This is a genomic window from Myxococcus hansupus (genome assembly GCF_000280925.3).
In the GTDB taxonomy this organism is placed as follows: Bacteria; Myxococcota; Myxococcia; order Myxococcales; family Myxococcaceae; genus Myxococcus; species Myxococcus hansupus.
In genome coordinates this window covers 394,449-406,893 of sequence record NZ_CP012109.1, presented here as the reverse complement: position 1 = coordinate 406,893, position 12,445 = coordinate 394,449, and the positions used below count along the sequence as shown (strand labels likewise).

Annotated in this window: 11 protein-coding genes; 9 read left to right on the top strand and 2 right to left on the bottom strand. The window is 70.2% G+C overall.

The features are described 5' to 3' along the window. Positions 1–84 precede the first annotated feature (84 nt). Entirely contained in the window at positions 85–678 is a 594-nt protein-coding gene (locus tag A176_RS01670) for a hypothetical protein (RefSeq protein ID WP_002633214.1), read from the top strand. Positions 679–726: 48 nt separating this feature from the next. On the opposite strand, the gene A176_RS01665 is transcribed toward A176_RS01670, so the two are convergent. Together A176_RS01665 and A176_RS01660 are read right to left on the bottom strand one after the other, a co-directional pair. Beyond that, positions 727–1,647 carry a diacylglycerol kinase catalytic domain-containing protein gene (locus tag A176_RS01665; protein ID WP_002633215.1) on the bottom strand — a complete coding sequence of 307 codons (921 nt, stop codon included), beginning with the start codon at positions 1,645–1,647 and terminating at the stop codon, positions 727–729. Positions 1,648–1,667: 20 nt separating this feature from the next. Next, positions 1,668–2,657 (bottom strand): SPFH domain-containing protein, encoded by a 990-nt coding sequence (locus A176_RS01660; protein ID WP_002633216.1) that lies wholly within the window; start codon positions 2,655–2,657, stop codon positions 1,668–1,670. 304 nt (positions 2,658–2,961) lie between these two features. Between A176_RS01660 and A176_RS01655 the strand changes: the two genes are divergently transcribed. The 8 genes from A176_RS01655 (at position 2,962) to A176_RS01620 (ending at position 12,187) form a co-directional block, all read left to right on the top strand. After that, on the top strand, positions 2,962–3,669 hold the full coding sequence (locus A176_RS01655; RefSeq protein ID WP_002633217.1) for a metallophosphoesterase family protein: 708 nt from the start codon (positions 2,962–2,964) through the stop codon (positions 3,667–3,669). A gap of 184 nt (positions 3,670–3,853) precedes the next feature. After that, entirely contained in the window at positions 3,854–4,573 is a 720-nt protein-coding gene (locus tag A176_RS01650) for an imm11 family protein (RefSeq protein ID WP_021781420.1), read from the top strand. A 380-nt stretch (positions 4,574–4,953) separates the two neighbouring features. After that, positions 4,954–5,703, top strand: coding sequence for a hypothetical protein (locus A176_RS01645; protein ID WP_226994153.1), 750 nt, complete (start codon positions 4,954–4,956; stop codon positions 5,701–5,703). A 41-nt stretch (positions 5,704–5,744) separates the two neighbouring features. Then, entirely contained in the window at positions 5,745–6,971 is a 1,227-nt protein-coding gene (locus A176_RS01640; RefSeq protein ID WP_002633220.1) for an ROK family transcriptional regulator, read from the top strand. Next, positions 6,968–7,819 carry a glycoside hydrolase family 16 protein gene (locus A176_RS01635; protein ID WP_002633221.1) on the top strand — a complete coding sequence of 284 codons (852 nt, stop codon included), beginning with the start codon at positions 6,968–6,970 and terminating at the stop codon, positions 7,817–7,819. Before A176_RS01640 ends, A176_RS01635 begins: the two co-directional genes overlap by 4 nt. Further along, positions 7,816–9,456, top strand: coding sequence for an ABC transporter substrate-binding protein (locus A176_RS01630; RefSeq protein ID WP_002633222.1), 1,641 nt, complete (start codon positions 7,816–7,818; stop codon positions 9,454–9,456). Before A176_RS01635 ends, A176_RS01630 begins: the two co-directional genes overlap by 4 nt. A 3-nt stretch (positions 9,457–9,459) precedes the next feature. After that, positions 9,460–10,440, top strand: a complete 981-nt coding sequence (locus tag A176_RS01625) for an ABC transporter permease (protein WP_002633223.1) — start codon at positions 9,460–9,462, stop codon at positions 10,438–10,440. Beyond that, positions 10,433–12,187 carry a dipeptide/oligopeptide/nickel ABC transporter permease/ATP-binding protein gene (locus A176_RS01620; protein WP_002633224.1) on the top strand — a complete coding sequence of 585 codons (1,755 nt, stop codon included), beginning with the start codon at positions 10,433–10,435 and terminating at the stop codon, positions 12,185–12,187. The genes A176_RS01625 and A176_RS01620 overlap by 8 nt, the downstream gene beginning before the upstream one ends. Positions 12,188–12,445 lie beyond the last annotated feature (258 nt).

Sequence of the window (12,445 nt, the reverse complement as noted above, 5' to 3'; positions counted from 1 at the left end):
CGTGCGCACGAAACCCACGCGTTAACATGCAACGGACCAGGAACGCGGCCTTCGGGCCCGCGTCCGATTCCGGGAAGGGAGCCCATGGTGTTCTCACGTGGTAGGCGGTTTGGCGTCGCGGTGCTGTGCCTGGGAATGATGACGGGCGCCTGTGCGGCGCGGCAGGAAACACCTCCATCCTCGCCGGTGGAAGGCGCACCCGCGCCCCAAGACGACACGCAACAGGAGGCCTCCGCGGTGGCCACGAAGCTGACGTGTACGCTGAGCGGCCCCGCCCTGGTGCGCACGGGCGAGCCGGTGGAGCTGGTCTTCCAGTTGAGCAACCCCACGGCCAAGCCCGTGCGCGTGCTCACCTGGCACACGCCCCTGGAGGGCGTGCTCAACAAAATCTTCGACGTGTCCCGTGACAACACGGCGCTCGAATACCGCGGGCCCATGGCGAAGCGCGCGCCGCCCACGGCGAGCAGCTACATCACGCTGGAGCCCGGCGCGTCCGCGGAGGGCAAGGTGGACGCGGCGCGCTACTACGACTTGCGGGCGCCCGGCACGTACCGCATCGCCTTCCGCGGCCCGCTGATGGACGTCGCGCAGGAGGGCCAGCCGGTCCCCGCCCCCAACGGTGAATACCGCGCGACGGACGTGTCGTGCCCGACGGTGCAAATCACCATCACGCCCTGAAACACGGGCCGGGCCCCGGGCGGAAGACCTCCGCGCGGGGCCCCGGGCTCAGCCCACCACCAGCCTCGCGCGCTGCTGCGCGGGGCGGATGCGCGCGGTGGCCCCCGCTCCGAAGCGGAGGAAATCCTCCTCCACGCCGTCGCTGAAGATGATGCCCTCCGACGCCATCCGCGACTCCAGCACCAGCTCACACGCCTCCGTCACATCGCCCATCACCAGGTTCGCGCCCGAGTGACGGCTGGCGAAGGGCTCGCGCACCACGAAGACCAGCCGCGGGTCCTCCCACCCCAACTGCAGGGCCGGGCCCGGCACGCCGCCCGAGCGCGCCGTCACGCCTCGCGCCAGGTTGAAGATGGAGGACAGCCACCCGGTGGCGCCCGCGCCCGTGGACACCACCACTCCGCTGGAGGACTGCGACTCCTCCTGGTCCCCCGTGCGCAGCCGGTAGCGCGCGGACACGTGGGAGCGGGCGCCAATGAACAAGTCGTTGAAGGCCAAGAGCCGCTGTCCGTCCTCCAGCCGCGCCTCCGCCAGCGTCACGCGCTTGTAGACCGCATGTCCGTCCAGCACCCGTCGCACCGCTCGGCGCGCGCCCGCCACCGCATGGGGCAACAGCACGCCGTCGAAGCGCTCCGGGTCCGGGTTCACGCCCACCAGGGGCTGCTCCCCCACGTACTTCGCCACGTTGGCCACCAGCCCGTCCTGCCCCGCGACAACGACGACCTCCTTGCCCGTGAAGAGGAAGGTGGGCACCAGGCTCCGGTCCACCTGCTGCACCGGCAGACCGACGGACAGCGAGTCCCGCAGCGTGTCCACGTTGCGCCGGTACGCCTCGTCCTCGCGGGAGAACTCGTCGAAGTCCTGGCCGGCGTGCTCCACGTAGAACTTCGCCTGCTTCTTCGTGTTGAAGCGCTCCACCAGGCCCGCCATCCGCGTGCGGCGGGTGACGAGCACGATCTTCTCGTACATGACGCCCTCCCCGCGCAGCGCTAGCGGCCCTTCGTCCCCGAGCCCTGGCCGTGGTAGCCCGACGCCCCCACCAGCGAGCGCAGCAGGTCCGGCGACACATTCAGCTCACCGATGCGCTGCGCGTTCTCCGCCATCTCCCGGAACGCCAGCGCGATGTTGAGCGCCGGGTCGCCGCCGCTCGCCGACGTGGCCATCAACGTCTTCCAGTCCACGCCGCGCACGGGGGCCAGCGTCTTCTCCAGCGCGTACGCACGGGCGTCCGCGGCCTGCCGCTCGTTCTCGCCCCAGCGGGTCATCAGCTCGGCGCGCTGCTCCTCCACCGCGATGTCCGCCGCCATCTTCGCCTCGCGAATCTGGCGCTGCCGTGCCTCCACCGCCAGCTCCGTGGCCAGCTCGCTCTCCTTGATGCGTCGCTCCTGTTCCACCGCGGCGTTGCGGCGCGCGTAGATGGCCTCGTCCGCGCCGCGCTGCAACGCCTCGCGCGCCTCGGCCTCCAGCGCCCGCGCCATCTCCGGCGACGGCTTCACCGACAGCAGCGAGAAGGCCATGACCTCCACGCCCAGCGCCTTCACCGGCTCCGCCTCCGCCAGGGCCGCCAGCACCTGCGCCTCGATGGCATCCGAGCGCACCAACACCTCGCGCAGCGTGAGCCCCTGCACCACCGTGCGCGCCCGCACCTGCGCCACCTGCACGAGCCGCTCCTCGAGCTTCTCCGGGTCCTCCGAGCGGTAACGCCCCGTGGCCCCCAGCGAGTAGTCCAGCAGCGAGGACAGCCGCCGCGGGTCCGTCACCCGCCACGTGAGCTGTCCCTGAAGCGTCACCGCCTGGAAGTCCCGCGTCACCTCGTTGAAGACGAAGGGCACGTCCGCGCTCGACAGCGGCACCGACACCAGCGTCGCCGACGGCTTCCAATAGAAGAACGAGAGCCCCGCCCCCTCCCGGACCACCTTTCCCCCCTCGAACTGCATCACGTACGTCGTCGGCGCCGCCTTCATGTATCCGATGACCATAGCCCCCTCTTCGTGTCTGTTGGACACATTCTTAGTGTCCTTTCGACACGATTTCAAGATGTCCGATAACGAATCGGGATTCATCCGCGTTGCGACACGAGGCACGCGGGTCGCATGGACGAAATCGCCTCTCGTGCGCACCGTGGGAACAACCCCGGATCAGACAGCAGCGATGCCGGGCCACGAGGAAAGGGCGTACGGTGACGACACACGAATGGCATCTGGATGCAGCGAGATTTTCGCGCGCCGACCATTCATCCGCCGCGCGCCATCCCTACCTTTCCTTCGCACTTCAGGAGAGCGCATGCGGATCGCGGTGATTTCGGACCTCCATCTCGGGCGGCGCGACGCCGCCGACCACTTCGGGCACGACGACTCCGGCTTCCTGCGGTTCCTTCGTTTCTTGGAAGGTAACTTCGAGCGAATCGTGCTCCTGGGCGACATCTTCGAGACGCTCACGCCCCGCGCGCCTGGGATGAAGGTGGCGGAGCTGATGGCGGCTCGCGCGGCGCACCCGGAAATCGTCCGGCGCTTCGAGCTGCCCCGCTACCACTACATCCACGGCAACCACGACCTGGTGGCCGGCACCGTGCTGGGCGCCCCCGAGCAGATGATTCTGGAGGCGGACGGGGTGCGAATGCTGTTCACCCACGGACACCACCACGACTGGATGATTCGCAAGGCGCGTCTCCTGTCGGAAGCGGCGGTGTGGGCCGGCGCGTGGCTGCGGCGGATGCGGCTGCGGGCGATGTTCCGCTGGTTCCAGGAGTTGGACCTGAAAATCACCAACGCGCTTCCGGACCCGGAGCGCTGCACCTTCCAGCGCTGGGCGGTGTCGCGCGCCAACGCGAACAACGCGGACATCGTCGTCACCGGCCACACCCACCTGGGCCTGCGCGTGGAACACGGCAGCAAGCTGTTCCTCAACAGCGGGACGTGCTCGGAGGGGCAGTTCTCCTTCCTCAGCCTGGATACGCGCGCCGGGAACTACTCCCTGCACACCACCTGGTAGCCCTGGGCCCGCGAGCGGGCAGGAAGGCGGCGGGGAGCCCGGTCCGCTGCTACTTCCTCGCCCCAAACCGGGGGCGGGGACATAACATTGGCGGATGTTCAGGCGGCTCACCGAGGCGCTCCGCGTCCTGACGCGACGCACCCCGAGAAGCGGCTCCGGTCCCTTGCCGGATGCCCCCCGGCAGATGCTCCTCTCCGACGTGACCGCGGACCCGCGGTCCCGGACGAAGACGGCCGCCCGCAGGGCCTCGCCGCGCACGACCCGGGCCACGCGCTACTTCGACCTTCACGATGACTTCCGCATCCCCGGGCGGCCCGAGCTGAGCGACCCCGTGCCCGTGGACGCGCGCCAGAAGCTGGACTCCGTCTGGCTCTTCACCTCCGGCGCCCGGGTGCGGAGCGCGGGAAAGCTGCGCCTGTCCGTGAAGCCCCCTGGACCGCCGCTCGACTTCTCGCTGGCGGGCGCCGGGCTCACGCCGGTGGTCTCCGCGCGCGTGGCCTCTGTCTTCCGCGAGCTGGCGCCGGATGACGTCCAGGTGCTGCCGGTGGAGGTGGAGGATCGCCGCGAGCCGTACTTCATCCTCGTCGCCACCCGGCTGGTGCGCTGCATCGACGAGCGGGCCTGCGCCGAGGTCGTCCACTACACGGCCGAGGACAGCCCGCCCGAACGCGTGGGCCACTACCGCAACGTGCAGGGGCTGCGGGTGGACCCGTCGAAGACGAACGGCGCCCGCGTGTTCCGCACGTGGGGCTGGCCGGTGAGCTTCATCGTGTCCGAAGGCATCAAGGAAGCCCTGGAGCACGCCGGCATCACCGGCGCGCGCTTCGCCGAAGTGACGGAGCCACCCCGGAAGCCCCGTCGCAAGAAGACCGCCGCGAAGAAGTCCCGGCCCAAGCGCCGCTGACGCGCCGGACTCCCCTCCGCCCATCGCAGGCATGCCGGAGCCCACGTGGGGCTCCACGCCCGCGTGCGCCTCCAATTCCTCGCGCGGGGAAAACCCGGCCCCGACTGGAATTGCCCCCCTCCAAGCCAGGCCTGACGGGCCGCGGCGACGCCGTCTCAACGCCTCTGACGCAAGTCATTGAAGCAATGCGTCACGCGCCATGGACAGTCACAGACTTGCAATCTCCGGAAACTCGCTGGTACTTTCTTCGCCGCCCGAAAGAACTTTTCGCCATTCACGGCCGCCAGCACGTCACAACGCGCCGCGCCATCTGGACGAAGGCTCTCAAAGCTCTCTGGTTTCTTCGCCGTAAGAACGAAGTTTTCCAGCCTTGGAGGGGAGTGTATGCATCCGAACAAGCGTTTCGCGTGGGGTGGGTGGCGGCGGGCGTCTTCGCGGTGTCTGGTCTGGTCGCCGCGTGCGACCCCGAGGAGAATCCCACGCCGACACCGGACGCCGGGCAGCAGAACCCGGACTCCGGGACGCGGCCTGACTCGGGGACGACGGACTCCGGAACGCCGGATGCGGGCAACACGCCCGACGCTGGTAACGACGAAGACGCGGGCACCGAGCCCGACGCCGGCACCGAGGAGGACGCGGGCACCACCCCGACGCTGCCCCTGGCGGTGGACGGTAGCTGGATTCCCAGCGGCTACATGGGCGACGGCTCCAGCGGCGGCGTGACGTACAGCGGCACGGACTGTACGAGCCGGGCCGGCACGGGCCTGGGCGCCTGCCACCGGTTCACCTGGACGCCCGGCGGCGAGGGCTGGGCGGGCGTCTTCTGGCAGTACCCGGAAGGCAACTGGGGTGACCGTGATGGCTTCGCGGTCCCGGCTGGCGCCACCTCCGTGTCCTTCTACGCCTGGGGCACCGAGGGCGGCGAAGTCGTCTCGTTCATGGCGGGAATGAACGCTGCTGACGGATTCGAGGTTCCGCTTCGGGATGTCGCGCTCACCACCGCCCCGACCCGGTACACAATCGACATCAGCAGCATCCAATACGGGCTGGTGGTGGGTGGCTTCGGATGGAGTGCCGGTGGAAGGACGACTCCGCTCGTCTTCTTCATCGACGACATCCACTGGCACTGACACCCACTTCCATCCTCGCGGCGGAACGGAGCGAGAGAACGATGCGAGTGGGAACGGCGGTGACGACGGTCGACGCGGCAGGCATGCGCGCGCAGAACAGCAGCCTGCTGCTCAACATGATCTGGCGTGAGCGCCAGATTTCCCGGGCGGAAATCGCCCGGCGGACAGAGCTCAGTCCGTCCACCGTCTCCGCCATCGTGGCGGACCTGGAACGCTCCGGCCTGGTGCGCAGCATTGGCGCCGGGGTGTCCCGGGGCGGCCGCCGCCCCACCCTCATCGGCTTCTGCGATGACGCGTTCAGCATCATCGGCGTGGAGATGGGCGCCTCCCACGTGACGGCCGTCCTCACCGACCTTCGCGGCCGGGTGCGGGCGAACCGGAGCGAGGACCACGCCGTCCGCGAGGACCCCAAGGGCACGCTCCAGAAGGTGCGGGAGCTGGTGCAGGAAGTCCTGGACGCCGAGCGCGTGCCGCGCCGGTCCGTGGTGGGCATGGGCATCGCCGTGCCCAGCCCGGTCCACCCGGCCTCGCCGGGGAAGCTGTCGCCGCTGCTCGTGCCCGCGTGGCGCGACTACGACGTCCAGGAGTCGATGCGCGGCGCCTTCGGCCTGCCGGTGTTGGTGGACAACGACGCGAACCTGGGCGCGCTGTCGGAGTGCTACTGGGGCGCGGGCATCAACGGCGAGGACCTGGCGTACATCAAGCTGGCCACGGGCATCGGCTCCGGCCACATCATCCACGGCGACGTCTACCGTGGCGCGGGAGGCACCGCCGGCGAAATCAGCCACATGGCGGTGGACTCCTCGGGGCCGCAGTGCGTGTGCGGCCTGCGCGGCTGCCTCGTCACCCTCATCGGCTCGGCGGCGCTCCTGGAGCGCGCGCGGCAGTTGATGGACCGGAAGGACTCGCGGCTGCTCACGGTGCGCGAGCTGGTGGAAGGCGCCCGGGCGGGAGAGTCGGCCGCGCGCCAGGTCATCGACGGGCTCGGGCACTACCTGGGCATCGCCGTGGCCGGCCTGCTGAACCTGCTCAACCCCGCCATCGTCGTGCTGGGCGGTGAAATCTCGTCGGTCGGAGACCTGCTGCTGGACCCGCTCCGCGCATCGGTGCGCAAGCGGGCGTTGTCCACCTCCATGGCGGAGACGCGCATCGTCACCTCCGCGCTGGGAGACCGCGCCATCGCCGTGGGCGCGGCCACCCTGGTGCTCCAGGCGGCGCTGCGTGACCGAACCCTCTTCCCCCTTCAACACATAGGCAAATCTGCATGACGCTCCCCCGCCTCCTCCCCGTGGCCGTGGCCCTGCTGGGCCTCGCCTGTGACCCGGCCGCCAACCGGGTGAACCGCCCCAACACGCCGCCCCCCACGCCCCATCAACCCAACACGGACTGGGAGCTGGTTTGGCAGGACGAGTTCGATGGCGCGGCGGGAACCCCACCCTCCTCGGACCGGTGGGTGCACGACGTGGGAGGACATGGCTGGGGCAACGAGCAGCTCGAGTTCAACACCGACCGGACGGAGAACACGGCGCATGACGGCGAGGGCCACCTGGTCATCACCGCGCGCCAGGAGCGCTACGGCAACCGGGACTACACCTCCGGGCGCATCCGGACGCAGGGCCGCTATGAGCCCCTGTACGGCCGCATCGAGGCGCGCATCCAGCTCCCCGTGGGCCGCGGCATCTGGCCCGCCTTCTGGATGCTGGGCGCCAACATCGCCGCCGTCGATTGGCCGGAGTGCGGCGAAATCGACATCATGGAGTACCGGGGACAGCTCCCCTCCATCCTCCGGGGCTCGCTGCACGGCCCGGGCTACTCCGCCGGCAACAACATCGGGCAGGAGTACGTCGTCAGCGGCAAGCGGCTGAACGAGGGCTTCCACATCTACGCGGTGGAGTGGGAGCCGGACCGCATCCGCTGGTTCCTCGACGACACCATGTACATGGAGGTGACGCCCGCGCGCCTGCCCGCGGGCGCCCGCTGGGTCTTCGACAGCCCCCAGTTCATCATCCTCAACGTCGCCGTGGGCGGCACCTTCGTGGGCCCCGTGGGCCGCGACACCGTGTTCCCCCAGCAGATGAAGGTGGACTACGTGCGCGTCTACGCGAGGCCCACGTGAAGGCCGCGCTCTGGGCGCTGACACTCCTGCTGGTGGCCTGCAAGGTGGAACCCCGCCCGCGGCCGCCCGGAGTGCTGTTTGTCTCCGTGGAGCAACAGAGCGCCTGGGTGCGCAACTTCAACCCGCTGTTCGCGGGCGCGGGCTCCCGCTGGCCCACGCGCGCGGGCGTGTACGAGTGCCTTGAAATCTTCAGCCCCGCGGTGGGCCAGTGGACGCCGTGGCTGGCCACCGGCCACGCGTGGTCCGAGGACCGCCGCACGCTGCGCTTCACGCTGCGCGAAGGCGTGCGCTGGTCGGACGGGAAGCCCTTCTCCGCGCACGACGTGGCCTTCACCTTCCAGCTCCTCAAGCAGCACGCCGCGCTGGACGCGGGCGGCGTGTGGCGCTTCGTGGAGGACGTGCGCGCGGAGGACGCGCACACGGTGGCCTTCCAGTTCTCCCGCGTCTACATCCCCGGCTTCGCGGAGCTGGCGCAGCAGCCCATCGTCGCCCGCCACGTCTGGGAGAAGGTCGCTGACCCGGTGACGTTCACCAACCCGGAGCCGGTGGGCACCGGGCCCTTCACGGAGGTCACCCTCTTCCGCAACCAGGTCTACGAGCTGGGCCGCAACCCGCACTACTGGCAGCCCGGCAAGCCCGCGGTGTCCGCGCTGCGCTTCCTGGCCTTCCCCACCAACGACCAGGCCAACCTGGCGCTGGTGGAGGGCGAGGTGGACTGGGCGGGCAACTTCGTCCCCGCGGTGGACCGCACCTTCGTGGCCCGCGACCCGGAGCACCACGGCCGCTGGTTCCCGCTCTACGGCAGCACCGTCTTCCTCTACCCCAACACCACCCTGCCCCCGCTGAATGACGTGCGCGTGCGCAAGGCGCTGAGCATGGCGCTGGACCGCGAGCGGCTCGTCGAAATCGCCATGTACGGCTACACGCGGCCGGCGGACGCCACGGCGCTCAACGACGCGTACACCGCCTGGCGCGACGCGGAGGCGGCCCAGGGCGCTTGGGTGAAGCACGACCTGGAGGCGGCGAAGCGGCTCCTGGACGAGGCGGGCCTGAAGGAAGGCCCGGACGGCCTGCGGCGCAAGGCGGATGGACAGCCGCTCACGCTGGACATCGAGGTCGTCGGCGGGTGGTCCGACTGGGTGCGCGCCGGACAGGTGGTGGCCAGGGATTTGCGGAAGCTGGGCGTGCAGTCGCAGCTTCGCACCTACGAGTTCGGCGCGTGGTACGCACGGCTCCAGAAGGGCGAGTTCCAGTTGGCCATCTCCTGGTCCCTGGACGGCCCCACGCCGTACACCTTCTACAAGTGGCAGATTTCCCCGCGCACGGTGCGCCCGGTGGGCGAGGTGGCCGCGGCCAACTGGCACCGCTTCGGTGACGCGGAGGCGGACGAGCTGCTCACGCGCTTCGAGCGCGCGGACTCCGAGGAGGAGCAGCGCGCGCTGATGGCGGCGGTGCAGCGGCGTTACTCCGAAACGGCGCCGTCCATTCCGCTCTTCCCCAACCCCTCCTGGGGCGAGTCCAACACGAAGCGCTTCACCGGCTTCCCCACGGCGCAGAACCCGTACGCGCGCCTGTCCCCCCATGCCGAGCCCGACAGCCTGCTGGTGCTGACGGCGCTCACGCCCCGGGAACCCTGAGTCATGGCCTACGTCCTGCGGAGGTTGGGCTTCTACCTGCTGGCGGCCTGGGCGTCGCTGACGCTCAACTTCGTCATTCCCCGGCTGGCGCCCGGTGACCCGGCGTCCGCCATGTTCGCGCGCTTCGAGGGCCGCGTGCAGCCCGAGGCCATGGTGGCGCTGCGCGCCGCCTTCGGCTTCACGGACGCCCCCTGGTACATCCAGTACGGCACGTACCTGAAGCACCTGTTCCGCGGCGACCTGGGCCTGTCGTACGCGTACTACCCGGCGCGCGTGTCGGAGGTGATTGGCACCGGCCTCGTGTGGACGCTGGGACTGGCGGGCTGCGCGGTCATCATCAGCTTCACGGTGGGCTGCATGCTGGGCGTGCTCGCCGCGTGGAACCGCGGCGGGTGGCTGGACGCGACAGTGGCGCCAGCGCTCGCCTTCCTGGGGGCCTTCCCCTACTTCTGGCTGGCCATGCTGGCCCTGTACCTCTTCGGGTTCGGGCTGGGCTGGTTCCCGCTGCGGCACGCGTACTCGCACGACCTGGAACCCGCGCTGTCCTTCACCTTCGCGGCGGACGTGGCGCGGCACGCCTTCCTGCCCGGGGCCTCCATCGTCATGGCGACGCTGGGCGGGTGGATGCTGAGCATGCGCAACACCATGGTGGCCACGCTGGGCACCGACACGCTCCGGCTGGCCCACGCCAAGGGCCTGCCGCCCCGGCAGGTGATGCTGCGCTACGCCGCGCGCAACGCGCTGCTGCCCAACGTCACCGGCTTCGGAATGGCGCTGGGCTTCGTGCTGAGCGGCTCGCTGCTGACGGAGATTGTCTTCTCGTACCCCGGCACCGGCTACCTGCTCATCCTCGCCGTGCGCAACCAGGACTACCCCCTGATGCAGGGGCTCTTCCTGACCATCACCTTCGCCGTGCTCGCCGCGAACTTCGCCGTGGACCTGCTGTGTCTGTGGCTGGACCCGAGGACCCGCGCCCATGCGTGACCTTCTTCGACGGCTGCTGCGCCAGCGCAAGGCGGCGGTGGGCGGAAGCATCCTCCTGGGCTTCATCGTCCTGGCCCTCATCGGACCGTGGCTGGTGATGGACCCCACGGAGCTGGCGGGCCGTCCCCACCAGCCCCCGTCCTCCGCGCACTGGTTCGGCACCACGGGCCAGGGCCAGGACGTGCTGGCGCAGACGGTGGTGGGCGCGCGCGAGACGCTGGCCATCGGCTTCGCGGTGGGAGCGCTTGTCACGCTGATGGGCGCGCTCATCGGCGTGACGTCCGGGTACCTGGGCCGGCGCGTGGATGACGTGTTGACGCTCACCACCAACGTCTTCCTCGTCATCCCGGGCCTGCCGCTGGCCATCGTCCTGGGCGCCTACCTGCCCTCCGGCCCCTTCCGCATGGTGGTGGTGCTGTCCCTGGCGGGCTGGGCCTGGAACGCGCGCGTCTTCCGCGCCGAGGCCATGGCGCTGCGCAACCGGGACTTCGTCTCCGCCGCGCTCGTCTCGGGTGAGAGCCGCTCGCGCATCGTCGTCCAGCAACTGCTGCCCAACATGGCGTCGCTGCTGGGCTCGTCGTTCATCGGGAACACGCTCTACGCGGTGGGCGCACAGGTGGGCCTGGAGTTCCTGGGGCTGGGCGACGTGGGCTCGGTGACGTGGGGCACCAACCTGTACTGGGCGGGCAATGACGCCGCGCTGCTGACGCGCTCGTGGTGGGTCTTCGTGCCCACGGGCATGTGCATCGCGCTGGTGGGCTTCTCGCTGACGCTGCTGAGCTCCGCCATCGACGAGGTGACCAACCCGGCGCTGAAGGCGCCTCCGGTGACGACCACGGCGGTGCGCTCGGCGCAACCCGCGCCGGAGGAAGCGCCGGCTCCGTCGGGCGCCCTGCTGAGCATCCGTGACGTGTGCATCGAGTACGCCACGGAGCGCGGCCCGGCGCGGGTCGTGGACTCCGTGTCCTTCGACATCGCCCCAGGCGAGGTGTTCGGCCTCGCGGGTGAGTCCGGCAGCGGCAAGTCCACGCTGGGCTACGCGCTGCTGCGCCTGTTGCCTCCGGCCGCCAGCATCACCCAGGGACGCATCGTGCTGGATGGCACGGACGTCACGGCGCTCGACGAGGACTCCGTGCGCGCGTACCGCTGGAGCAAGGTGTCCATGGTCTTCCAGAGCGCGATGAGCGCGCTCAACCCCGTGCTCACGCTGGGAGACCAGTTCCACGACACGCTCGCGGCGCACGGGCGCACGACGCGCGCGGCGGCGTATGCCCGCGCCAGGGAGCTGCTGGCCATGGTGGGGCTGGCGCCGCAGTTGGTGGACGCGTGGCCGCACCAGCTCTCTGGTGGCATGCGGCAACGCGTGGGCATCGCGCTGGCGCTGGCCCTGGAGCCGAAGCTGGTGGTGATGGACGAGCCGACCACGGCGCTGGACGTCGTGGTGCAGAAGGAGCTGCTCCAGCGTGTACTGGAGTTGAAGCAGCGGCTGGGCTTCGCGGTGCTGTTCATCACCCACGACCTGCCGCTGCTGCTCGCGCTGTCGGACCGCGTGGGCGTGCTTCAAGGCGGCAAGCTGGTGGAGGTGGACACCGCCGAGCGCCTGCGCACGGACGCGCGCCACCCGTACACACGCCTGCTGCTGTCCGCCTTCCCGCACCTGAGCGCGGCGGATGCGCAGCAGGTGCCCGCCAACGTGGCGCCGGAGCACGCGGTGGCACAGGCCACGGCGCAGGGAGGTGGACGATGACGCTTCCCCTTCAGGCAGCAACCGCGCCCCGGCGCGGAGGTGCCCCCCAAGACGAGTCGCTCGGTGGCACAGACCACGGCGAAGCGAAGTTGAAGATGATGCTGCTCCCGCAGGCAGCAACCGCGCCCCAGTGCGGAGGGCGCACAGGAGCCCCTCAAGTCGGGGCGCTCGGTGGCGAGGCCCACGGTCCAGTGCGGTGGACGATGACGCTTCCCCTTCAGGCAGCAACCGCGCCCCGCCACTGTGCGCGCCAAGGCG